Raw genomic sequence first — 21,868 nt, 5'->3', positions numbered from 1 at the left:
ACCGAGCTTGTAGGAAACTATCGATATTGCCTGACGAACCGCCCGATCCGAGGGAACCTTCCGATTGGTTGCCTCACGCACGCCCGAGATTTGAGATATCGACGTATGAATTTCGAAAACGCTCCGGTTCGTTAAAATCTTCTAGCCCTTGTGCATCGCAGCAATCCGTCGCAGCATGGGACCGACACGGATCTGGGGGCTTTACCGTTTCAATGGCGACAAGACCGGCGTTCGACGAGATTATGGGAAAAGCCGGGTCGAGCGTGGCACGGCCCGAACTCGCCGCGCTCGGGGCGTGGATCGATGATACACCCGATGCCGAGTTGCGCCGCCGTCAGCAATCGGCCGAGGCGACCTTTCGACAGCTCGGTATTACCTTCGCGGTGTATGGTGACAGCGATGCGAGCGAGCGGATCATTCCCTTCGACATCGTGCCGCGCGTGTTCCTTGCGGACGAATGGGCGCGACTGTCTGCCGGACTGGTGCAGCGAGTCGAGGCGATCAACGCTTTCCTGGTCGACATCTATGGTGATCGAAAAATCCTCGATGCGGGGGTGCTGCCGCCCGATCTGATTTTCGGTAACGCGCAATTCCGGCCCGAAATCGCCGGTATCCGGCCACCGCACGACATTTGGGCGCATATCTGCGGGATCGATCTGGTCCGCACCGGCCCCGACGATTTCTTCGTGCTCGAGGATAACGCGCGCACGCCCTCGGGTGTGAGCTACATGCTCGAAAACCGCGAGGCGATGCTGCGGCTGTGCCCCGAACTGTTCCGCGATTTCCGCGTGGCGGCGGTGGACAGCTACCCCGACCGGCTGCTCGAGACGATGAAATCGGTCGCGCCCGAAGGCGTCGCCGCGCCGGTCTGCGTCGTGCTGACGCCGGGGCATTACAATTCAGCCTATTACGAGCACAGCTTCCTCGCGGATTCGATGGGGGTCGAACTGGTCGAGGCGGCCGATTTGGTGGTCGATGACGATGTCGTGTGGATGCGCACGATCGCGGGGCGGGTGAAGGTCGACGTGATCTATCGCCGAATTGATGATGATTATCTCGATCCGCTCGTGTTCCGTCCGGATTCGATGCTCGGCGTGCCTGGGCTGATCTCAGCCTATGCCGCGGGTAACGTCGCGTTGATCAACGCGCCGGGCAACGGGATTGCGGACGACAAGGCGATCTATTCGTACATGCCCGAGATCGTGAAATTCTATTCGGGTGGCGAGCCCAAGCTGCCAAATGTCGAGACGTGGCGCTGCCGGGAACCGCAAGCGCTCAAATACGTCCTCGACAATCTGAAGGACGTGGTGGTCAAGCTCGTCGACGGCTCGGGCGGCTATGGCATGTTGGTCGGGCCGACCGCGACCAAGGCCGAGATCGAGACATTCCGCGCAGCGCTGATCGCCGAGCCGCACCGCTACATCGCGCAACCGACGCTGGCGCTGTCGACCGTCCCGACGCTGGCCGATGCGGGACTTGCCCCGCGGCACGTCGATTTCCGACCGTTCGTGCTGACCGGTTCGAAGGGCGTGCAGGTTGTGCCCGGTGGGCTGACGCGCGTTGCGCTCAAGGAGGGGTCGCTGGTGGTGAATTCGTCGCAAGGCGGCGGCACCAAGGATAGCTTCGTGCTGATGGATAATGGCGCGGCGCCCGGTCAGCGCCAGACTCAGGGGCAGTCGCAGCAGCAAGGGCAGGTCGGCTGATGCTCTCGCGTACCGCCTCCTCGCTGTACTGGCTCGGCCGTTATGTCGAGCGAACCGATTTCATCGCACGCCTGGTTGAGGCGACGGTGCGCCTCGACGTGCTGTCGCCGCGCCCGGCGGGGGAGGCGGCGTGGGCGAGCGCGCTGGCCGTGACCGAGACTGACACTGCCTTCGCCAAGACCGGGCAAAGCGTCACGCAGGCCAATGTCGCGCGCTTCCTGACGGTGGATCCCAGCCATTCCGGCTCGATCGTCCGTTCGCTCGACATGGCGCGCAACAACGCGCGTGCGGTCCGTACCGCGCTGACCAAGGAAGCCTGGACCGGGATCAACCGCGCCTGGTTGTTGTTCGACAATCGCTCCAGCCCCGGCGGCGCAATGGCGACGCTGAACCTGGTGGAGGCGGTCAAGGCCGAGACGCGCGGGTTTGAGGGCGCGGTCCATCGCATGCTCCGCAACCAGACGACGTGGTTCATCCGGCTCGGGCAGGCGATCGAGCGCGCCGACAACACCGCGCGGCTGCTCGACGTGAAATATCACATCCTGCTGCCGGAGGGTGAGCGGGTCGGCGGCGTGGTTGATCGCGACCAGTGGACGACGATTTTGCAGACCGTGTCCGCCGTCACGGCGTATCGCTGGCTCTATTCGGAAGGGTTGAAGCCCGCCAATGTCATCGACTTGCTGATCGCGCGGCCCGAACTGCCGCGCAGTCTGGCCGCATCGGTCGAGGAAGCGGTCGACATCCTCAATCTGCTTGCAAAGCGTACCGGTCTGCATGGTGAGGCCGACCGCATGGCGCGCAATCGCCACATGCGCTTGTCCAAAACACAGTCGGGTGCCGTCATCACGCGCGGTTTGCATCAGTATCTTCAGGGTTTCATTGCCGAAAACGACGAACTGCACGGTGCGGTTGGTCGGCAGTTCAAGTTCACGTGATGCGAGCCGCCCGATGAGATTGATCGTCGATCATCGCACGACCTACCGTTTCACCGCCCCGCAGGCGCGTTTGATCCAATTGCTCCGCGTCAATCCGGAGGACACGCATGATCAATCCGTTGCGAGCTGGAACGTGCATGTCGATTGCGACGCGCGCTTTCGCTACGGGCGCGATGGCTTCGGCAACAGCACGACGATGCTGTATGTCGACGGGCCGGTCGACAGCATTGAAATCACCGTATCGGGTGAGGTGTTGACCAACCCGTCGCGCGGCATCGTGCACGGTGCGCATGAGCCGCTTCCGCCCGAGATGTTCCTCCGCGAGACAGCGCTTACGACGGCAGATCCCGATATGCGTTCGTTCGCGCGCGACGTTGGCGGCGGAGAGCCGTTGGCGGGGTTGCACGCGCTGAATGGCGCGCTGCATCGGCGTTTCGCGCTCGACCGCGGGCGCCCGGTTCCCGGCCAGAGTGCAGCGACAGCGTTTCAGCACGCATCTGCGACACCGCGCGATCTCGCGCAAATCTTCGTTGCCGCCGCACGATCGGTCGAAATCCCGGCGCGCTATGTATCTGGCTACAGCCCGGCCTGTTTCGGTGCGGACAGCAGCCCTGCGCCGCATGGTTGGGCCGAGGCACATGTCGAGGGACTTGGTTGGGTCGCGTTCGATCCCTGCACCGGGCTCAGCGCCGACGAAGCCTATGTGCGCGTGGCGGTCGCCCTGGATTCGGCGGGGGCGGCACCGGTCGCAGGCTCGCGTTTGGGTGAGGGTGAGGAAGAGCTCGACGTCGATCTTCATGTCGACCGGGCAGGGCAGTAGCGGTCCGGAACATCCCTGAAAACCGAGGCATTTCAGGCGCGGCGGCTACCGGGTACTCACCAGCTCCTCGGCCATGATGGCGTATTTTTCGGCCGGCGGCGTGTAACTCGCTTCTTCATCGACCAATAGGCTCCATCCCTTTGGGCCGAGGACCTCAATCGGGCGGTACCGGATCTTATACGCCATGCGCGGCGATCCCTTTACCCAATAGCCGAGGTAGACATAGGGCAGCCCGACGCTGCGGGCGCGCAGGATATGATCCATGATGATCTGGCTGCCCAGACCGCGACGCTGTTCATTGTCGGCGTCAAAGAAGCTGTAAATCATCGACAGCCCGTCGGCTTGCTGATCGGTCAGGCATGCCCCGACGAGCTTGCCGCGCTCGCCATGCTGCGATGGCTCGCGATATTCGACGATGAAGCTGTTGACGGGCGAATGCTCGACCATGTCGGCATAGTCGCTCTCGTCCATCTCGGCCATCCCGCCGCCCGGGTGGCGCGAGGCGAGATAACGGCGGAGCAGCTGAAATTGTTCGTCGGTCGCCCATGGACGGCATGCCGTCACTTCGAGATCGGCGTTGCGTTTCACCTGGCGGCGCTGCGTCGCATTCGGCACGAAATCGGACGTGACGACACGAACCGACACGCACGCCGTACAGCCTGCGCAGCTCGGCCGATACGCCACAGATTGGCTGCGCCGAAACCCGATTCGGCCGAGCGCGTCGTTGAGGTCGGAGGCTTGCTCGCCGCGCAATTCGGTGAACACCTTCCGCTCCTGCCGACCGGGCAGATACGGGCAAGGCGACGGGCTCGTGACGAAGAACCTGGGAAACCGAAAGGGTGCCGTCACCGTGAAAGGTTTCCTCAATTCTGCCCAAGTCGCCCCAGTGCCGACCGCTAAGGCACGTTATGAATCAGCCCGATCGTGATGAAAAGCGGCTTTACCATTAATGGTGGTTAATGTCCGCCAAGGCCGGGTGATTGCTCATACTAAAGGATGATGCGGGGATTGTCGCGCGCGGAAAAGCCGCGCGCGACTCGACTGGCCGCACGCGGGATTCCGCTCGTCACACTTTTGGCGATCAGGCTAGTTCGATGGTGCTCACGTCGTAATCGCTTGCGCGCAAGGCCGCGAGCAAGCGGTCGAGATGCGCCTTGTCGCGCGTCTCGCACTCCACCTCGAGGCTGAGACCCTTGGCCGGCAGATTGGTAAAGATCCGCTGGTGCGCCAGTTCGAGGATATTGACGCGCTGCTGCTCGAAAATGCGCGCGACGTTGAACAACGCGCCCGGCTGGTCCTGCAAGCGGATGCGCAGCCGCGCGAGCCGCCCCGAGCGCGCCAGATCGCGCAGCAGCACGTTGGCGAGCAAGCGCGTGTCGATATTGCCGCCACACAAAACGACGCCGACGGTCTTGCCGGCGAACCGTTCGGGATGTTGCAGCAACGCGGCAAGCCCCGCTGCACCCGCTCCCTCGACGACGGTCTTCTCGATCTGCAGCAACAGGCTGACGGCCTGCTCCAGGCTGCGTTCGCTGACGAGGACGATGTCGTCGACCAGCGCCTCGACCATTTTGGACGTGACCACGCCAGGTTCCTTGACCGCAATGCCCTCGGCGAGCGTGTCGCCCGCGCAGGGCATGGTCGTGCCCTTGATGCGATTGTACATCGACGGGAACAACTCGGCCTCGACTCCGATCACCTCGATCGCATGATCGGAGGCGGCAGCCACTACCGCCATGCCCGAGATCAGCCCACCACCCCCGATCGGCGTCAGGAAGGTGTCGATCGCGGCGACATCCTCCAGCATCTCGATCGCAACCGTGCCTTGTCCAGCGATAACGCGCACGTCGTCGAAGGGATGGACGAAGGTGAGGCCGCCGGTCGCCTCCAACTCGCGGGCATGGGCATAAGCAGCATCGAAGGTATCGCCGTACAGCACGACGGTCGCGCCGTGACCCTCGGTCTGCGTCACCTTCACGGTCGGCGTGTTGGTCGGCATCACGATCGTCGCCGGGATGCCGAGGCGGTTGGCATGATAGGCAAGGCCCTGGGCATGGTTGCCGGCCGATGCGGCGATCACGCCGCTGGTGCCCGCGGGCAATTGCAGCAAGGTGTTGAGCGCGCCGCGTTCCTTATAGGCCGCGGTGAACTGCAGATTCTCGAACTTGAGATAGACCGTCGCGCCGGTCAGCTCGCTCAACGTGCGGCTGATGAAGAACGGCGTGCGCACGATCTGCGGAGAGATTCGCGCGTGCGCCGCCTGTACGTCGGCAAGCGTGACGGGGAGGGTGTCGGGCGCGGGGCGGGTGTGGGTAGCCATGCCGCGCCGCCTAGACCATCTGGCGCGGCGGGGGAACATTGCTTATCGCATCGCCATGCAAAGCTCCTCCTTCGCCCGTCGCGCCGCCTGCCTGCTGGCCGCGCTCCTGCTCCCCACCACCGCTTTTGCCGATGCGCTGGTCGACAATGTCACCGGCATCACGCTCGACAAGGACGGCAAGGTCGTGCGCTTTACCGGGCTGCTGATCTCGCCCGAGGGCAAGGTCGTCAAGCTGTTGGCGGAGAATGAGAAACGCCCGGTCAAGCTTGACTGGCGCTCGGACCAGAAGGGCAAAGTCCTGCTGCCCGGTTTCATCGATGCGCATGGTCATGTGCTGGAACTGGGCTTCCGCGCGATCGAGCTCGATCTGTCGGGGACGAAGACGCTGGAGGAGGCCAAGGCCGCGATCGCTGCGTACGCGGCCGCCAACCCCGAGAAGAAGTGGATCATCGGCGGCGGGTGGAACCAGGAAGTCTGGGCGCTCGGCCGCTTCCCGACCGCAGCCGATCTCGACGCCGTGGTCAGCGATCGCCCGGTGTGGCTGGCGCGCGCGGACGGCCATGCGAGCTGGGGCAACAGCGCGGCGCTGAAGGCGGCTGGCGTCACCGCCAAATCGATCGCTCCCGCCGGGGGGCGGATCGAGAAGGTCGGTGTGGTGCCGAACGGGGTGTTCGTCGATGCCGCGCAGTCGCTGGTCGAGAAGGTCGTGCCGCAACCGCTTCCGAAGGAACGCGACTACGCCTTTCAAAAGGCGCAGGAAATCCTGCTCGCGAACGGCATCACCGCGACCGCCGACATGGGCAGCAGCTTGGACGACTGGCTCGCCTATCGCCGCGCGGGCGATGCCGGAGCGCTGCGCGTGCGGATCATGAGCTACGCCTTCGGGGTCGATACCGCGGTGCGGGTCGGCGGCAGCGGGCCGACGCCGTGGCTCTATGCCGACAAGCTTCGCATGGGCGGCGTGAAGCTGTATGCCGATGGCGCACTCGGATCGCGCGGGGCGTGGCTGAAGAAGCCGTATAGCGATGCGCCGGGCCAGTCGGGCGCGGGCTTCATGTCCGACGACGTGATCCGCAATTTGATGAGCCGCGCCGCGCTCGAGCATTTCCAGGTCGCGGTCCACGCGATCGGCGACCGCGCCAATGCCGAGGTTCTTAATGCCATCGATGACATGGTCGACACCTATAAGGGCGATCGGCGCTGGCGGATCGAACATGCGCAGATCGTCGATCCGGCGGACCTGCCGCGCTTTGGCAAGAACGGCATCATCGCTTCGATGCAGCCGACGCACCAGACCAGCGACCGCACGATGGCGGAGGCGCGGCTGGGGCCGGACCGCTTGGCGGGGGCTTATGCCTGGGCATCGATGTTGAAGAACGGGGCGACGCTGGCGTTCGGATCGGATTATCCGGTCGAGCGGCCCGATCCTTTCGCCGGCTGGGCCGCGGCGTTTACCCGCCAAGGTGCCGATGGCGAGCCCTATGGCGGATGGCGCCCCGAGGAACGCGTAACGCGCGAGCAAGCCTGGTGGGCGTTCACCGGCGCGGCGGCCTATGCCGGGTTCGCCGAGGATAAGTTCGGGCGGCTGGCCGTCGGGCAGCGCGCCGATTTCGTGATCGTCGACCGCGACCCGCTGATGGCCTCCCCGAGCGACCTGCGCGCGACCAAGGTGGAACAGACCTGGGTGGGGGGCGAGAAGGTGTGGGTGCGAAAGTAACGGCTTTCGATACCACCCGTTTTCTCGGCTAAAGTCGCAAAGGTCGCACCATGTGACCGGTTTTGCGCGCGGAAGGTCACGGGAAAGTCACGCGTAATGCGTGCGTTTGGCGCGGCCCCTTGCGGGCGCGGGGCGATTTAGTGGCGCAGCGGTGTCAAAGAGTGACGGGCCGGGGAGCCCGGATCAGGAGTATCGCAGACCGGGGGCGTGTAGGACATCGCGTTCGCACGCTCCACCCATTAACCTTGAACCTGCCGATGGCAATCAGGGGGGGCATCGATCGTGGCACCGGAAAGACGATAGTTGGTGGTTAGCGGACGTTCCCACGGCTAACCGCATACCCCGTGCCAGCAAGCATTCCCCAGATCACAATCGCTGGGAGGATCACTATAAAACCTGCCTCCCACCAAACGAAACTGTTGGGAGGCGAGGGCGGCATCGTGGCCATTAAGATCGTCAGAACCCAAACCGGCGTGAGCAAAAACAACGCTAAGAGTGTCATTCTAACAACGACGTTTTGAACACGTCCCAGCCAATATCCACCGATCGGGGGAACCGTTAGGAGGATCGCCCATATAAGCGCGGTTGTCAGAGACTGGGAGACCATCCGCACCGTGTAAGCTCGCAGGAGAATGTCCGCTATTGGGCGGAAGCGGACATTCCACAATTGAACGCACCGCACCCCCCAGAACAAGAAAGGCCGCGGCACCCCCCGATGCCGCGGCCTGCTCCCGGATACCGGGGAGCGTTAAATCTTGGGAAAATCAGGCGACCTCGGTGGATACCAACATGTCGTCTGGCTCGCGCAGGACATAGCCGCGGCCCCAGACGGTTTCGATGTAATTCTCGCCTTCGCAGGCCATCGACAGCTTCTTGCGGAGCTTGCAGATGAAGACGTCGATGATCTTGAGTTCGGGTTCGTCCATGCCGCCATAGAGGTGGTTGAGGAACATTTCCTTGGTCAGCGTGGTGCCCTTGCGCAGCGACAGCAGCTCGAGCATCGCATATTCCTTGCCGGTCAGATGGACGCGGGCGCCATCGACTTCGACGGTCTTGGCATCGAGATTGACCGCGAGCTTGCCGGTGCGGATGACCGACTGGCTGTGGCCCTTCGAGCGGCGCACCACGGCGTGGATGCGCGCGGTGAGTTCTTCGCGGTGGAACGGCTTGGTGACGTAATCGTCGGCACCAAAGCCGAAGCTACGGACCTTGCTGTCCATCTCGTTGATGCCCGAAAGGATCAGTACCGGGGTCTGGACCCGCGCCACGCGCAGTTTCTTCAGCACGTCATAGCCGTGCATGTCGGGCAAGTTCAGGTCGAGCAGGATGATGTCGTAATCATACAATTTGCCCAGATCGAGGCCCTCTTCGCCGAGATCGGTTTTATAGACATTGAAACCTTCGGTGGTCAGCATCAGTTCGATCGCCTTGGCGGTCGTCGGCTCGTCCTCGATCAGCAATACGCGCATCTGGGCTTTCCCCGTCGTTTCGTCAGGCGTTCGCTGCCCCCTGTGGCGCGACTTGCCTGAACCAATCCATTAACCTCTTCAGTGATGAACGCAAAAGGTTAATTTCGCATTAAACGGCCTCAATCCACGAGTCGCGAGAGGGATTGTACCTAGCTGCGCACCGCACACAATGTTTTCAGATGCTCGCTGAGATACGCGATCAGCGCTTCGACGCGCGCCGGGCGAAGCGTCCCGGGCGGAGTCATCAGGTGCAGCGCGCCGCCATGCGGCACCCAATCCGACAGGATCGGCACCAGCCGTCCTTCGGCGATGTCCGCGCCGGCAATGAAGTCGGGCAACATCGCGATGCCGAGGCCGCGGCGGAGCGCCGGGAGCATCGCCTCACCGCTATTGGTCGAAAGCGGGCCGTGCAGCCGGACCGAGACTTCGGTCCCGTCCGGCCCGACGAAGCGCCACGGCGTGGTGATGTTGGTATAGGTGAAGCAGCGATGCTCGCCGAGTTGCCCGGGATGGGTCGGCGTGCCTGCGCGCGCGAGATATTCCGGCGCGGCGACCAGATGCACCGACATGTCGGCCAGTTTCCGCGCACGCAGCGATGAATCCGGCAGGGTGGCGATCCGCAGCGCCACGTCGAACCCTTCGGCGACGATATCCACGCGCGCATCGGACAGGTGCAGGTCGATCTCGATGCCCGGATGCGCGACCAGAAAATCGGCGATGACGGGCGCGATCGCGATCAGGCCGAGCGACATCGGTGCAGCGACGCGGACCAGACCGGTTGGCGCGGAGGCAGCGTCGAGCGCGGCTTCCTCGGCCGCATTCGCCTCACCCAGGATGCGCGCGGCATGTTCGGCCAGCGCCTTGCCATTTTCGGTGAGGCTGAGGCGACGCGACGTGCGGTGGAACAGCGATTGGCCGAGATGCGTCTCGAGCCGGGTGATCGCCTTGGACACGGTCGCCTTGGAGACACCGATCGCCTCCGCCGCGCCGCTGAACGAGCGGTGTTCGACGACACAGGCGAAAATCGCCCAAGCTTCGAGATCGGGCAGGCGCATGGCGCGTCCTCGCGGAGAAAAGCGGGCGCTGTCAATGGAAACCCGCCGGGATTGGTTGCTGACTCTTCCATTGCCTCATAGAGGGTCCGGATGGCGTTGACCCGCATTCCTCCTCCGAATTTTGCCGATCGGGTGCGCCGCGCGGTGTGGCAGGTCGCCTGGGCGCTGCTGTACCGGACGACGCCCAACCCGCTGCATGGCTGGCGGCGGTTCGTGCTGCGCTGCTTCGGCGCCAAGATCGGGGCGGGCGCACATCCGTATCCCTCGGCGCGGATCTGGGCACCGTGGAATCTGGTGATGGAGGCCGACAGTTGCCTCGCCAACGAATGCGATTGCTACAATGTCGCGCCGGTCATCCTGCGGCGCAACTGCATCGTCAGCCAGAAGGCGTATCTCTGCGCTGCCAGCCATGATGCCGCCGACCCCGGTTTCGCGCTGACCGGCGCGCCGATCGAGATCGGCGCTTATGCGTGGGTCGCAGCGGGCGCGTTTGTCGGACCGGGGGTCACAATCGCGGCAGGCGCGATCGCGGCGGCGCAAGCGGTGGTGATCCGCGATGTCGCGCCGGGCATGGTCGTTGCAGGCAATCCCGCGCGGGAGGTTTCGGATCGCGGGCGGCCAGTTCTCGACTGAATTCGAAACGATCGGTTTCCAGCGTTTCCATTTACGACGTGATCGAAATCCCTATCTTGGCGGCAACAAGAGGAGGTCACCGATGATCGAGAAACGTTCTTTCGAAAGCCTCGGCCATGCCGATCACGGCTGGCTGAATGCCCGCCATCATTTTTCGTTCGCGAATTATCATGAGCCGGCCCGGATGGGTTGGGGCGCGATCCGGGTGTGGAACGATGACGAGATCGCCGCGAACAGCGGTTTCCCGCCGCATCCGCACCGCGACATGGAGATCGTGACGTATGTCCGTAGCGGCGCGATCACGCATCAGGATTCGCTCGGCAACCAGGGCCGTACGGGCGCTGGCGATGTGCAGGTGATGAGTGCCGGCACCGGCGTGCGGCATGCCGAGTATAATCTGGAATCCGAAAAGACGACGCTGTTTCAGATCTGGATCGAACCGACGCGGACCGGTGGTGCGCCATCCTGGGGTGCCAAGCCGTTTCCGAAGGACAATCGGTCGGGCAAGTTCGTGACGCTCGCCAGCGGGTTTGCCGAGGACAAGGATGCGCTGCCGATCCGCGCCGATGCGCGGGTGTTGGCGGCAATGGTGCGCGCGGGCGAGACGATCACGCACGACGTCGCCCTCGGTCGGCACGCCTATCTCGTCCCTGCGACCGGACGGATTGAGATTGCAGGCCAGACCTTCGAGGCGCGCGACGGCGCGGCGATGGATGGCGGGCAGACCATTACGATCACCGCGCTTGAGGATGCCGAATTGGTGCTCGTCGACAGCGAGTAAGCCCCGGACAATCCCCCTCCCGCGGGCGGGAGGGGAGCTTTTAGATGAAGGAGACATCCCATGACCAAGGTTATCGTGCTGTATTATTCGTCCTATGGCCATATCGAGCAGATGGCCGACGCCGTCGCCGAAGGCGCGCGCTCGACCGGTGCGCAGGTCGACATCCGCCGCGTGGCCGAAACCGCCCCGCAAGCCGTGGTCGAGGCCGCTCATTTCAAGACCGACACTGCGCACGAAGAGATTTCCGGTCCCGACGCGCTGGCCGACTATGACGCGATCATCGTCGGCGCGCCGACCCGCTTCGGACGGATGCCGAGCCAGATGGCATCGTTTTGGGACATGACCGGCGGGCTGTGGTTCACCGGCAAGCTGATCGGCAAGGTTGGCGGTGCGTTCACCGCGACCGCGAGCCAGCATGGCGGGCAGGAGACGACGCTGTTCTCGATCATCACCAACCTGCTGCACCACGGGATGACGATCGTCGGGCTGGATTATGGCTTCAAGGGCCAGATGGGCGTCGACAAGGTGCGCGGCGGATCGCCTTACGGCGCGACCACGATCGCGGACGGCGACGGCAGCCGTCAGCCCGATGCCGATGAACTTGCGGGTGCCTTCTATCAGGGCAAGCGCATCGCCGAGACGGCGGCCAAGCTCAGCGCCTGACCTCTGGCACGCGCGGTGGTGCCGGGCCGAGAACCGGCGGCAGCACCGACGGCGGCCGCGTTGCGGGTGGCGGAAGCGTCGGCATGGCCGGGGTCGGGGTAAACGAGGCGTCCGAGACTTCGGCCACCCGCGGGTTGCCTGGATAGGTTGAGCGCGCGCGCGAAAACGTCAGCCGCGCGCGCGCCGCGCCCAGCGCATTGATAGTCATTCCCACCCAGCGCCAATGCCACGGCTCCCACGTCACGCCCTGCGCATTGCCTGTGGGGAACGACATTTCGAAGCCATATTCCGGCCCGTGGGCGAGCAGCCAGCGCCCGGTCGCGGTCGCGGCAATGCAAGCATCGACATCGGCACAGCCCGGTGCCGGCCGCACCCCGAAGTCGATCGCATAGCCCGTCGCATGCTCGCTATAACCGGGCGGCCCGACGAAGCGCGCACGCGGCACTGGATCGTGACAGGTGCCAGGGGTGTAGTTGCGGCAGAACACAGCGCGCTGCCGTGCGATCGTGCGGAAACAGGAGACGCCGTGGAGTGACTTGCCCACTTCCGGTGTCGCCGCGGCGGCGGCGAGCATCCGTGTAAGATCGGGCGCGGCGTCGCGATGGATCAGACAGGGCAGGCCACCCGCAAAACCGGGCGGCGCTACGAGCAGATCGGTGCGCGCCGCCTCGGCGTAGGTCAAATGGCCGAACATGCGCCCGTCGGGCGCGGGCGGCGGCAAATCGTTGGGGGCGGCCTGAACGGCGATCGGCGACCCGGCGAGGAGCAGCGCAGAACAGCCCGCTGCGACCTGAATCGCCCATTTCCATTTCACGCCCACGGGCAAGGGCTCTGGCATGGCGGCGCTTATGGTGGCAAGGGGCGCGTATGCTCGCAAATCATGTTCTTTTCCTCGACGGCGAAGCGCTCGTCATCGACAAGCCCGCCGGGCTCCCGGTCGACCGTCCGCGCGATGGCTCAATCTCCCTTGAAAACCATCTCGATGGGCTCACGTTCGGGTTCAAGCGCTGGCCGCACCCGGTCCATCGGCTCGATCGCGATACGTCGGGATGCCTGTTGCTGTCGCGCAACCCCAAGGCGCACGCCAAGCTGCAGCAGGCGTTCGAACAGGGACTGGTCGAAAAGCGTTACCTTGCGGTGCTGGAGGGCGTGCCCGAGGGCGAGGAAGGGATGATCGACCTGGCGCTGGTCAAGGTCAGCACCGAGGCAGATGGCTGGCGGATGATGGGCGACGCCGATGGCAAGGCGGGCGGCAAGGCCGCGCGCACCGGCTGGCGGGTCTTGGCGGTGAAGGACGGGCGCAGCTTCGTCGAATTCCGCCCGGAGACGGGCCGCACGCACCAAATTCGCGTTCATGCCGCCGAAGTGCTCGGCGCGCCGGTGGTCGGCGATCCGGTCTATGGCGCGGTGCGCGGCGGGGGCGGCGTGCCGACCTTGCTCCACGCCGCCGCGCTCACCGTACCGCGCGCAGGCAAGGAACCGATCATCGCCAAAGCGCCCTTGCCCGAGCGGTTTCTGGCAGCGGGCTTCAGCGAGGCATAAGCGCCTTCGATCGGGCGGGCCGTCACAGCTTGCAGTCGTGCCGTTTCACTCCGGACAGGATCATGCGCTGCCAACTGCCGTTTACGGTCACCGAGGGCTGATCGGGCGCGCGGAAATCGGTGATCGGCACGCCGAGGCTTACGAGCGTGATGACGAAGCCGTCATTGACCTTTTTGCCGCGCCACAGGGCACTGTATTTGCCCGGGTTGGGGGTGGGCCACCGCTCCGACGTGCCGATTAGCTTCTGCTTGGCGGCGATAATCGGGCCGAGCGCGCTGCGCGCCGGGGTGCCGATCCGGCACAAGGCGGCGACGGCGGCGTGCATGCCGTCGGTCGCGCCGTTGCGCGCATAGCCTTTGTCTTCGATCGCGGAAACGCGCTCGGCCCCCCGCGTCATTATTTCGGTCAGCAGCGGCACCGCCGTCGCGCCGCCCGCGTCGAGCTTGGCGATGATCCCTCCGCCTGCGCGGCGATGACCGGATCGCGCAACAGGTCGGTCAGCGTGGACGGGGGGGGAGGCGAACCACAATGCGGGCATCTGCGCGACGATCGTGTTCAGGGCGCGATCGGGAAAGGTTGCCGGATCGCCGGCCGGTAGCCGCGCGAGCCGTGCAATCGCACTGTCGGCGATCATCGCATAGTCTGCGCCCAGCTTCCCGGCGATCTCATGCCGCGGCTCGATCTTCGTGAAGCGATCGTCAGCGATCGCCTTCGCCAGCAAGGCGGCGTCGCACGCTACGGCGTCGTTGCGGGCGATATCGACCATCACCGAATTCGCCAGCAGCAGCCCCGCATCGTCGCGGCCGCGGCGCGGGTCGGCGAGTGCAGCGGCAAGCAAGTCGCGCATCCGCGCTGGCGAGATACCCTCTGGCACGTCGGCCTTGAAGGCCACCAAAGTGCGGAGCGCCGTCACGCTGTCCCAGTCCCAGCGGCTTTCGCCGGCCGTGGTGCGGCTCCAGGTGAAATGGGCATTCTCGAAGCCGCCGATCATGTCGGGCCTGAGCGGAACCGACAGCATCGCGGCATAGGCGTTGGTAAAGCGCCCGACCGCCCGCATCGTCGAACCCTCACGGCGATAGACGGTGATGCGCGTCCCTTGCGCGGGCTGCGGCGCGATCGACCAGCGGGCGAGCTTCGGCCGGGGGGCAATGCCGACGCGCTCGATCGTCCAGTCGGGGCGGATGGTGCCGCGCACCTGTATCAGGCAGTCGCCGCCTGCGATCCGCGCCTCGACGACTTCCTTCAGGCCGGGCGGCGGCGGCCAGCGAAGCCCGCTTTTGCCCGAAGTGCGATCGGGCCATTTATGCCATTTGAGCACGTCCTGCGAGAGCAGGAAGGGCGGGCACACCGCGCGCCGCTCAACCGTGAACGCCGCGCCGGGACGACCGCGCTGCGCGAGGTACACGATCTTCGCGTCGCCGTTGAACAGCAAGCGCAGGCACAGATCGTCGCAGCCATCGTCACGCTGATGCCAACCGCCGGTGGTACCATCGCGCAGTAACGCCACCGTCTCACCGATCGGCAGCGGGCGCACCGGGCGGATGTCGTTGGAAACTGACACCGCCAGCGCCGCGCGGGTTGCGGCATTGCTCCCATCGGGCAGACCGAAGCCGAAAAGAAGCGGGACCGCCAGCGCCGGGAGGACCGCGATCCACCAGCGGAGCCCGAGGGCGCGCAGGACGCCGTAGGGCAATGCGAACAGCCAGCCATAGAGCGCAACCGTGGGTGAAAGGGCGAGGATCAAACCCGGCAAGAGCAGCAGGAAGAAGCCGATAATGACAAGGCTTGGGAACGCCAGCGCGGTCAACGCCAGCCCCGTGACACCGAGGAGCGCGATCAAGCATATTTTCTCGAGCCCGCTCATTGCGGTTGAGCATAGTGCGCGATTGCTAAGCCGACGTTACCGCTGTCATTCCGCGGGCAATTAATCGGTCACGCGTCCCCGCAGCGACTTCACCACCGATCGCTTGGTCTTTCCATCCACCCGCTTCGCCTTCGCCGCCTTGCTCGGTTTGGTCGGGCGGCGGCGTTTGGGGACCACCGTCGCCTCGCGGATCAGGTCGATCAGCCGTTCGCGCACCTCTTGCCGGTTGAGCAATTGCGAGCGCGCGCCTTCGCTGCGCAGCACCAGCACCCCGTCGCGCGTCAGCCGCGATCCCGCCAGCACCGCGAGCCGGTTCTTCACCGCCAGCGGCAAGGACGGCGAATTCCCGACGTCGAAGCGCAGCAGCACCGCGCTGTCGGTGGTGTTGACATGCTGCCCGCCGGGGCCGCCGGCGCGGGTGAAGCTTTCCGTCAGCTCGTCGCTGTCGATGCTGATCGTACGGGTGACGGGGATCGCGGCCATGCCCCGCCCATAAATCAAGCCAGCAGCTTTCGCGAGGGGGCGGGAGCGGATAGAGCAGCCGGCATGTACGACTTCACGATCGACCAAAGCTCCAAGGCGGAACTCTACCGCGACCTCCACGCCGCGCTCGGCGCGCTGACGCACGGGGAGGGCGACGCCATCGCCAACATGGCGAACGCCGCGGCGCTGATCTGGCAATATCTGCCCGACCTCAACTGGGCGGGATTCTACCGCAATGTCGGGGGCGAGTTGGTGGTCGGGCCGTTCCTTGGCAAGCCCGCCTGCATCCGGATTGCGTTCGGCGACGGGGTGTGCGGCGCGGCGGCGGAGACGCTGGAGACGCAATTGGTGGAGGACGTCCACGCTTTCCCCGGTCATATCGCGTGCGATGCGGCGAGCCGGTCGGAACTGGTGGTGCCGATCGTGCATGACGGTCGCTTGATCGGCGTGCTCGATCTCGACAGCCCGACGCCAGCGCGTTTCGACGCCGAAGATGCGGCCGGGTGCGAGGCGCTGGTCGCGCTGCTCGGTCCCCGGCTGACGGGCTGATCCGTTTCGGGACACTCGTTAACCTAGAGTGAAACCGGGCAAAATGGTAACGCGGTCGTTAATGATCTGACGGCCTGCATCCTCGCAACCGTCGCGACGGGAGTGTTTACCATGCGAACCCTAGCTCTTTCGGTCCTGACGATGGTTACCGTTTTTGGGGCCACCGCAGCCGATGCGCAACGACTCGGGGGCGGCAGGACCAATCCCGGCGCGTCCTATCCGATCCCGGGCACGATGCCCCGGATGCAGCAGCCCGGCGGCAACGGGCCGATCAGCCTGCCGCCGCCGCCACAAATCAACACTATGCCGCGTCCGCACCAGGGCCAGATGAACCCGCAGCGCCCCTATCCGGGTCAGTGGGATGCACCGCGCCCAAATCCGGGCCAGGTCGGCCCGCAGCGCCCCTATCCGGGTCAGATGAACCCCGGCCAATCCTATCCCGGCACACGACCGGTGCAGAATGGCGGCGTCTACAATGGCGGCGGGTCGCGCTGGGGCGGCTCCTATAGCGGCCGCTGGTCGGGCGGGTGGAACGCACCGGGCGGCTGGAACGCCTATCGGCGCCCGTCGCGCGGCTTTCGCTTGCCGACGTACTGGATTTCGCCGAATTTCTTCGTCAGCGATTTCGGCGGCTATGGCCTTTATGCCCCACCGCAGGGCTATGGCTGGCAGCGCTATTATGACGACGCCGTGCTCGTCGACCCCCGTGGCCGCGTGCGCGATTCGGTCTATGGCGTCGATTGGGACGGCGCTTATGGCTACGGCTATGGCGATGGCGGCTATGCCCAGGGCGGCTATTCGTCGGTCGATTATGGCTATGCGCAGAGCAGCGCGGGCGCGCAGGGCTATGCCTATCAGACACTGCCACCGGTCGTGCAGAATGGCGGGGTGACGACGTATTCGACATCGAACGGCTATAGCGCCGGCGGCTATGTCAGCGGTGGCTATTACATCCCCGGCGCGACAACGACGGTGGTGACGATTATGGGCGCGCCGAGCGTGACCACGACGACGACCGAATATATCGAGACGACCCGCACCCGCTACGTCGCGCCGCGCAAAGTGTATCGCGCGAAGAAGAAGGTGTACCGCCCGCGCTGCGTCTGCCGCCGCCCGGTCGAGCAGCCGATCTTGGGGAGCTGATCGCGGGGACGCCTCGCATCCCTCCGTTCGTGCTGAGCCTGTCGAAGCACCTCGCGCAACAGGCGTAGCGCTTGCGGACAGATGCCCTTCGACAGGCTCAGGGCGAACGGGTGGGGGTGGCGGCTCTGCTTATCCCCCGCGCGGTTCCGGCCCGGCGAAGGTGACGACGCTCTCCGATCCATCCGCCGCGACCGCGCCGACGCCCACGAAGTGATCGTCGACGCTGATGTCCTTGAGCACAGTGCTGGTCGCGGTGGCCGGGACGTCGAGCGATTTCTGCCAGACTTGCGTGTCGTTTCGGCGCCAGTGGATGCGGTAGGCGGTGGCACCCTCGACCGGCTTCCATTTGACCGTCGTGTCGAAGCTCAAAGCGCCCGCGATCGTCACCCCGTCGGGTGCGGCGGGCGCGGTGGCGAGGCGGCGGATCGTCGCGACGTTGATCGCGGTGACCTTCGCCAGATACGGGAAGTCCATCTTGTCGACCGTGTCGCCGTAAGGGATGCCGTTTTCGACGCGCAAATCCTGATGCTGCTGCGTCCAGTTTTCGGCACCGACCGAAAAGCGCACCGCCGGATAGCCCAATTTCAGGAACGGCTCATGATCGCCCCCGCGCCCGAAGCGATCGGGGCGGCGGTCGAGAAACACGTCGAGCCCGCCGGGAATCGTGCCCGCCACGCCGTCGATCGTCTTGGCGAGCGCGCGGCTCGGCCCGTCATCCTCGCCACCATTGCCGCGCCGCGCGAGTTGCGCGGGCAGGTCCTCGGCCCCGCGAATGCCTTCCGAAAACACGCGGACGCGGTCGGCGACGGGCACGCCGTTCTGCCCCATCGTGTTGCCGACGATATCGTTGTTGAGCATCGCCGAGATCGTCCAGCCGCGCTGCTTCGCGGTTTCCGCCAGCAACGTGCCGCCAAACAGCCCCTGCTCCTCGCCCGAGAAGATCGCGTAGACGATCGTCGCGCGGAATTTCTCCTTCGACAGGATGCGGGCGGCCTCCAGCACCAAAGCGACGCCCGAGCCATCGTCATTCGCGCCAGGGGCGTCGCTCGTCGCGTCCATCGCGTCGCTCACGCGGCTGTCGATATGCGCGCCGACGATGATCACGCGCTTGGGGTCGAGCCCCTGCTGGAAACCGAGCACGTCGACCACATTGACCCCGTTCGGCGCGCGCGCATTGGTGAAGGTGCGCGCGATATTGGCGACGGTGATGCACCCGCCGCACGCATCGGCAATGCGGGTCAGCTCGCCCCCGACCCAGCCCCGCGCCGCCCCGATCCCGCGCGTCGAGTGATCGGGCGAGGATAACGTGTGCCGCGTGCCGAAGCTGACGAGCTTCTCGACGGTTGCTTTCAGGCGGATGGGGTCGGGCGCGGGTTTCGGCGCGTCCTTTGCGAAAGCGGGGGTGGCGAGGAGGGCGAGCGCCAGGGCGGCGGTGGGGAGGGTGCGCATTGCGGCATCGTGGCGGGGAAGGGGCGGCGGTTCAAGGGTTTCGATGGCCTCTTCCGTTTCGGTTAATCCTCCCCCGCCAGGGGGAGGTGGCACGCAAAGCGTGACGGAGGGGGAGGTCGGCGAAGCGCTTGGAAGGGTGGGCAAACGGCAAATGCAACGCGAGTGGTGACACGAGGCTGTGGCAACCGCGCCGCGGAGACACATTGAGAGCTGGCCGCCAACCTCCCCCTCCGTCGCCTTCGGCGCCACCTCCCCCTGGCGGGGGAGGATCGTCGAAGGCTCCGACTACGCCCCAATTCGTCACCCCGGCCTCGTGCCGGGGCCCATCGGGCCACGTACACACCGCCGCCGCACTATCGCTCCCGCGCGTCAAGCCGCCAAGTGGACCCCGGCACATGGCCGGGGTGACGGTTTACCGTTGCGAATTATAGCCCAACAAGCCTCGTCACCCGCCGCAACACAGATGTCCTGCGAACTGGAATGTAGGGTGTGCCGCCAAGGCGTGCGGCGGGCTGGCCGGCGAAGGCAATGTTCAGCATTTTCTTCGTCAAGCCGTCAGGGATCGGGATTTCCGCAGAGCCGGAATCCTGAACCACGCCGTCGATGAAAACCGCCACCGTCGGTCCGGTCGCCCAAATCACAAGGTTGTCCGGACCCCACTCTACCTCGCCCAGTGCGGGCTCCTGAGCGTCGCCTGATGGTTTCATTGTGATGGTCGATCGGACCGGGACCTCGAACTCCTCACACCACGGCTCAAGCCAAACGAGAAGTGTCTCGGGTCCCGGATTGCACAGACTCCATCGGTAATCGGTCGCCGTCATCGAACTCATCATCCTAATCGTCCGAAAGGCCGCGCTTGGCTGATGCCCCCCCTCAACTCAACCGATCAATCGCCTCGCGATCCAGCGACCCCGGCACGATCATCAGCGGGATCGGCAAACACCCCGCATCGGTCCCCGCAAAGTGCGTGACCAAAGGCCCCGGCGCGCCGCTCGCCGCTGCCGCCAGCACGAGAGCGGCAATGTCGGGGTTGGCGGCGATCATGTCGCGGATCACCTTGGGGCCTTCGCCCTGTTTCACGGTGATCGTCGGCTTCAGCCCCGATTCCGCAACCAGCGTACCCGCCGCACCCGTCACCAGCCCCTCGGCATGGAGCCGCGCCTCTTCCTCGATCGTCGCCTGTATGCCGCCGAAGGGGGTGAATTCGGTCGGCGGCATGAGCGCGAGGATTTCCACGCCGCCGCCAGTCTTCACCGCGCGGCGTGCGGCGAAGCGCAAGGCGATGCCGCTTTCGGGCGTCTCGTCGACGACCACCAGATAGATGCGCATGGTTCTCCCCTCCATGGAGATTTTCACCGCATCGTGAGGCCAAGCGGGCCCGTGCGCAAGGGACGGTCTTGACCGCTGGCACCTTGAGGGCGAGAGACGGCGCTACGGATTCGGTCAGATAAGGACGTGTTGATGCCGGTCGAGATCAAGATGCCAGCGCTTTCCCCGACGATGGAGGAAGGCACGTTGGCTAAATGGCTGGTTAAAGAAGGCGACACCGTCAAATCCGGTGACCTGATGGCCGAGATCGAAACCGACAAAGCGACGATGGAATTTGAAGCGGTCGATGAAGGCGTGATCGGCAAGATTTTGGTCGCCGAGGGCTCCGACAATGTGAAGGTCGGCACGGTGATCGCGACGCTTATGATGGACGGCGAGAGCGCCGGAGAAGCCGCACCGGCCCCCAAGGCGGCGGTAGCGGAGAAGCCCGCAGCAGCGACGGCTCCCGCACCTGCTCCCACTCCCGTACAGCCCGCCGCTGCCGCTCCGGCGCCCGCTCCAAAGGCGGAAGGCGAACGCATCAAGGCCAGCCCACTCGCGCGGCGGATCGCGGCGGAGCAGAGCATCGATCTCGCCACGCTGACCGGTTCCGGCCCGAATGGGCGGATCGTCAAGGCCGATCTCGATGGTGCGAAGGCCGGCGCAGCTCCGGTCGCTGCGGCTCCGAGTGAAAGCGCTGCCCCCGCCGCCGCGGCCCCGGCCAAGCCCGCCGCAATCCCCGATATCCCGCATGAGGCGACCAAGCTCAGCAACGTACGCAAGACGATCGCGCGCCGCCTGACCGAATCGAAGCAGACTGTCCCGCATATCTATCTGACGGTCGATATCCGGCTCGATGCGCTGCTCAAGCTGCGCGGCGAGCTCAACAAGGGCCTCGAAGCGCGCGGCGTGAAGCTGTCGGTCAACGATCTGATCATCAAGGCGCTCGCGGTCAGCCTGATCCAGGTGCCGAAGTGCAACGTCATGTTCACGCCCGATCAGTTGATCAGCTTCAGCCGCGCCGACATTTCGGTCGCGGTCTCGACGCCGAGCGGCCTCATCACCCCGATCATCACGGGCGCCGAGACCAAGGGAGTCGCGGCCATCGCGACCGAGATGAAGGATCTCGCCGCGCGCGCCCGCGAGGGCAAGTTGCAGCCGCAGGAATATCAGGGCGGCACGGCCAGCCTCAGCAACATGGGCATGTACGGCATCAAGCAGTTCGATGCGGTCATCAACCCGCCGCAGGGCATGATCCTGGCGATCGGTGCGGGCGAGAAGCGGCCCTACATCATCGACGATGCGCTCGGCATCGCAACGGTGATGTCGGCGACCGGCAGCTTCGATCACCGCGCGATCGACGGGGCGGACGGGGCGGAATTGATGCAAGCGTTCAAGGCGCTGGTCGAATCACCGCTGGCAATGCTGGCCTGA

General features: G+C 65.3%; 21 protein-coding genes. 11 read left to right on the top strand and 10 right to left on the bottom strand.

From position 1 onward, the window contains the following. Positions 1 to 212: 212 nt before the first annotated feature. From HMP06_RS06895 to HMP06_RS06885, 3 genes are read left to right on the top strand one after another with little or no spacing between them, the layout of a single operon-like run. Positions 213 to 1,703, top strand: coding sequence for a circularly permuted type 2 ATP-grasp protein (locus HMP06_RS06895; RefSeq protein WP_176496429.1), 1,491 nt, complete (start codon positions 213 to 215; stop codon positions 1,701 to 1,703). Further along, positions 1,703 to 2,638, top strand: a complete 936-nt coding sequence (locus HMP06_RS06890) for an alpha-E domain-containing protein (RefSeq protein ID WP_176496428.1) — start codon at positions 1,703 to 1,705, stop codon at positions 2,636 to 2,638. Before HMP06_RS06895 ends, HMP06_RS06890 begins: the two co-directional genes overlap by 1 nt. A 13-nt stretch (positions 2,639 to 2,651) precedes the next feature. Continuing rightward, positions 2,652 to 3,458: a transglutaminase family protein gene (locus HMP06_RS06885; protein ID WP_176496427.1), complete on the top strand. Its 807-nt coding sequence runs from the start codon at positions 2,652 to 2,654 to the stop codon at positions 3,456 to 3,458. A 45-nt stretch (positions 3,459 to 3,503) separates the two neighbouring features. Here HMP06_RS06885 and HMP06_RS06880 read toward each other — a convergent pair whose 3' ends face one another. Together HMP06_RS06880 and HMP06_RS06875 are read right to left on the bottom strand one after the other, a co-directional pair. Beyond that, on the bottom strand, positions 3,504 to 4,307 hold the full coding sequence (locus tag HMP06_RS06880; protein WP_176496426.1) for an arginyltransferase: 804 nt from the start codon (positions 4,305 to 4,307) through the stop codon (positions 3,504 to 3,506). 232 nt (positions 4,308 to 4,539) lie between these two features. Continuing rightward, positions 4,540 to 5,778, bottom strand: a complete 1,239-nt coding sequence (locus HMP06_RS06875) for a threonine ammonia-lyase (protein WP_176496425.1) — start codon at positions 5,776 to 5,778, stop codon at positions 4,540 to 4,542. A gap of 55 nt (positions 5,779 to 5,833) precedes the next feature. On the opposite strand from HMP06_RS06875, the gene HMP06_RS06870 reads away from it, so the two are divergent. Further along, on the top strand, positions 5,834 to 7,495 hold the full coding sequence (locus HMP06_RS06870; protein ID WP_176496424.1) for an amidohydrolase: 1,662 nt from the start codon (positions 5,834 to 5,836) through the stop codon (positions 7,493 to 7,495). Positions 7,496 to 8,259: 764 nt separating this feature from the next. Here the strand turns inward: HMP06_RS06870 and ctrA are convergent. Continuing rightward, entirely contained in the window at positions 8,260 to 8,964 is a 705-nt protein-coding gene (ctrA, locus tag HMP06_RS06865; RefSeq protein ID WP_176496423.1) for a response regulator transcription factor CtrA, read from the bottom strand. A 149-nt stretch (positions 8,965 to 9,113) separates the two neighbouring features. Beyond that, positions 9,114 to 10,019: a LysR family transcriptional regulator gene (locus HMP06_RS06860; protein WP_176496422.1), complete on the bottom strand. Its 906-nt coding sequence runs from the start codon at positions 10,017 to 10,019 to the stop codon at positions 9,114 to 9,116. A gap of 90 nt (positions 10,020 to 10,109) precedes the next feature. Between HMP06_RS06860 and HMP06_RS06855 the strand changes: the two genes are divergently transcribed. From HMP06_RS06855 to wrbA, 3 genes are all read left to right on the top strand, one after another. Further along, positions 10,110 to 10,652, top strand: coding sequence for a putative colanic acid biosynthesis acetyltransferase (locus HMP06_RS06855; RefSeq protein ID WP_176496421.1), 543 nt, complete (start codon positions 10,110 to 10,112; stop codon positions 10,650 to 10,652). 82 nt (positions 10,653 to 10,734) lie between these two features. Then, positions 10,735 to 11,433: a pirin family protein gene (locus HMP06_RS06850; RefSeq protein ID WP_176496420.1), complete on the top strand. Its 699-nt coding sequence runs from the start codon at positions 10,735 to 10,737 to the stop codon at positions 11,431 to 11,433. A 60-nt stretch (positions 11,434 to 11,493) separates the two neighbouring features. Continuing rightward, positions 11,494 to 12,096, top strand: a complete 603-nt coding sequence (gene wrbA / locus HMP06_RS06845; protein ID WP_176496419.1) for an NAD(P)H:quinone oxidoreductase — start codon at positions 11,494 to 11,496, stop codon at positions 12,094 to 12,096. Here the strand turns inward: wrbA and HMP06_RS06840 are convergent. Next, a complete protein-coding gene (locus HMP06_RS06840) occupies positions 12,086 to 12,934 on the bottom strand; it encodes a M15 family metallopeptidase (protein ID WP_176496418.1) in 849 nt (282 codons plus the stop codon). The genes wrbA and HMP06_RS06840 overlap by 11 nt on opposite strands. A 29-nt stretch (positions 12,935 to 12,963) precedes the next feature. On the opposite strand from HMP06_RS06840, the gene HMP06_RS06835 reads away from it, so the two are divergent. Further along, positions 12,964 to 13,638, top strand: coding sequence for an RluA family pseudouridine synthase (locus HMP06_RS06835; protein WP_176496417.1), 675 nt, complete (start codon positions 12,964 to 12,966; stop codon positions 13,636 to 13,638). Between the two features lie 22 nt (positions 13,639 to 13,660). Here the strand turns inward: HMP06_RS06835 and HMP06_RS06830 are convergent, their stop codons facing one another. Both HMP06_RS06830 and arfB read right to left on the bottom strand, forming a co-directional pair. Continuing rightward, positions 13,661 to 15,478, bottom strand: coding sequence for a hypothetical protein (locus HMP06_RS06830; RefSeq protein WP_176496416.1), 1,818 nt, complete (start codon positions 15,476 to 15,478; stop codon positions 13,661 to 13,663). An 84-nt stretch (positions 15,479 to 15,562) separates the two neighbouring features. Further along, positions 15,563 to 15,985 (bottom strand): alternative ribosome rescue aminoacyl-tRNA hydrolase ArfB, encoded by a 423-nt coding sequence (arfB, locus tag HMP06_RS06825; RefSeq protein WP_176496415.1) that lies wholly within the window; start codon positions 15,983 to 15,985, stop codon positions 15,563 to 15,565. 63 nt (positions 15,986 to 16,048) lie between these two features. Here arfB and HMP06_RS06820 point away from each other — a divergent pair, with 63 nt between their 5' ends. After that, a complete protein-coding gene (locus tag HMP06_RS06820; protein WP_176496414.1) occupies positions 16,049 to 16,534 on the top strand; it encodes a GAF domain-containing protein in 486 nt (161 codons plus the stop codon). Between the two features lie 111 nt (positions 16,535 to 16,645). Then, positions 16,646 to 17,677, top strand: coding sequence for an RcnB family protein (locus tag HMP06_RS06815; protein WP_176496413.1), 1,032 nt, complete (start codon positions 16,646 to 16,648; stop codon positions 17,675 to 17,677). Between the two features lie 129 nt (positions 17,678 to 17,806). Here the strand turns inward: HMP06_RS06815 and HMP06_RS06810 are convergent, their stop codons facing one another. From HMP06_RS06810 to HMP06_RS06800, 3 genes are all read right to left on the bottom strand, one after another. Beyond that, entirely contained in the window at positions 17,807 to 19,126 is a 1,320-nt protein-coding gene (locus HMP06_RS06810) for a M20/M25/M40 family metallo-hydrolase (RefSeq protein WP_176496412.1), read from the bottom strand. A 425-nt stretch (positions 19,127 to 19,551) separates the two neighbouring features. Continuing rightward, a complete protein-coding gene (locus HMP06_RS06805) occupies positions 19,552 to 19,947 on the bottom strand; it encodes a hypothetical protein (RefSeq protein WP_232089894.1) in 396 nt (131 codons plus the stop codon). A 52-nt stretch (positions 19,948 to 19,999) separates the two neighbouring features. Next, positions 20,000 to 20,455 carry a universal stress protein gene (locus HMP06_RS06800; RefSeq protein WP_176496410.1) on the bottom strand — a complete coding sequence of 152 codons (456 nt, stop codon included), beginning with the start codon at positions 20,453 to 20,455 and terminating at the stop codon, positions 20,000 to 20,002. 132 nt (positions 20,456 to 20,587) lie between these two features. On the opposite strand from HMP06_RS06800, the gene HMP06_RS06795 reads away from it, so the two are divergent. Beyond that, positions 20,588 to 21,868 carry a pyruvate dehydrogenase complex dihydrolipoamide acetyltransferase gene (locus HMP06_RS06795; RefSeq protein WP_176496409.1) on the top strand — a complete coding sequence of 427 codons (1,281 nt, stop codon included), beginning with the start codon at positions 20,588 to 20,590 and terminating at the stop codon, positions 21,866 to 21,868.

Source organism: Sphingomonas sp. HMP6 (assembly GCF_013374095.1).
Taxonomy (GTDB): domain Bacteria; phylum Pseudomonadota; class Alphaproteobacteria; order Sphingomonadales; family Sphingomonadaceae; genus Sphingomonas.
The sequence above is the reverse complement of the archived record's forward strand: the minus strand, read 5'-3'. Positions and strand labels throughout refer to the sequence as shown.

Bases quoted from the DNA above. Each gene is read 5' to 3' on its own strand.
- HMP06_RS06840 (WP_176496418.1), bottom strand. From the start codon at position 12,934: ATGCCAGAGCCCTTGCCCGTGGGCGTGAAATGGAAATGGGCGATTCAG.
- ctrA (WP_176496423.1), bottom strand. From the start codon at position 8,964: ATGCGCGTATTGCTGATCGAGGACGAGCCGACGACCGCCAAGGCGATC.
- HMP06_RS06820 (WP_176496414.1), top strand. From the start codon at position 16,049: ATGTACGACTTCACGATCGACCAAAGCTCCAAGGCGGAACTCTACCGC.
- HMP06_RS06850 (WP_176496420.1), top strand. From the start codon at position 10,735: ATGATCGAGAAACGTTCTTTCGAAAGCCTCGGCCATGCCGATCACGGC.
- HMP06_RS06885 (WP_176496427.1), top strand. From the start codon at position 2,652: ATGAGATTGATCGTCGATCATCGCACGACCTACCGTTTCACCGCCCCG.
- HMP06_RS06875 (WP_176496425.1), bottom strand. From the start codon at position 5,778: ATGGCTACCCACACCCGCCCCGCGCCCGACACCCTCCCCGTCACGCTT.
- HMP06_RS06870 (WP_176496424.1), top strand. From the start codon at position 5,834: ATGCAAAGCTCCTCCTTCGCCCGTCGCGCCGCCTGCCTGCTGGCCGCG.
- wrbA (WP_176496419.1), top strand. From the start codon at position 11,494: ATGACCAAGGTTATCGTGCTGTATTATTCGTCCTATGGCCATATCGAG.
- HMP06_RS06855 (WP_176496421.1), top strand. From the start codon at position 10,110: ATGGCGTTGACCCGCATTCCTCCTCCGAATTTTGCCGATCGGGTGCGC.
- HMP06_RS06815 (WP_176496413.1), top strand. From the start codon at position 16,646: ATGCGAACCCTAGCTCTTTCGGTCCTGACGATGGTTACCGTTTTTGGG.
- arfB (WP_176496415.1), bottom strand. From the start codon at position 15,985: ATGGCCGCGATCCCCGTCACCCGTACGATCAGCATCGACAGCGACGAG.
- HMP06_RS06890 (WP_176496428.1), top strand. From the start codon at position 1,703: ATGCTCTCGCGTACCGCCTCCTCGCTGTACTGGCTCGGCCGTTATGTC.
- HMP06_RS06810 (WP_176496412.1), bottom strand. From the start codon at position 19,126: ATGCGCACCCTCCCCACCGCCGCCCTGGCGCTCGCCCTCCTCGCCACC.
- HMP06_RS06805 (WP_232089894.1), bottom strand. From the start codon at position 19,947: ATGACGGCGACCGATTACCGATGGAGTCTGTGCAATCCGGGACCCGAG.
- HMP06_RS06835 (WP_176496417.1), top strand. From the start codon at position 12,964: ATGCTCGCAAATCATGTTCTTTTCCTCGACGGCGAAGCGCTCGTCATC.
- HMP06_RS06795 (WP_176496409.1), top strand. From the start codon at position 20,588: ATGCCGGTCGAGATCAAGATGCCAGCGCTTTCCCCGACGATGGAGGAA.
- HMP06_RS06860 (WP_176496422.1), bottom strand. From the start codon at position 10,019: ATGCGCCTGCCCGATCTCGAAGCTTGGGCGATTTTCGCCTGTGTCGTC.
- HMP06_RS06800 (WP_176496410.1), bottom strand. From the start codon at position 20,455: ATGCGCATCTATCTGGTGGTCGTCGACGAGACGCCCGAAAGCGGCATC.
- HMP06_RS06895 (WP_176496429.1), top strand. From the start codon at position 213: ATGGCGACAAGACCGGCGTTCGACGAGATTATGGGAAAAGCCGGGTCG.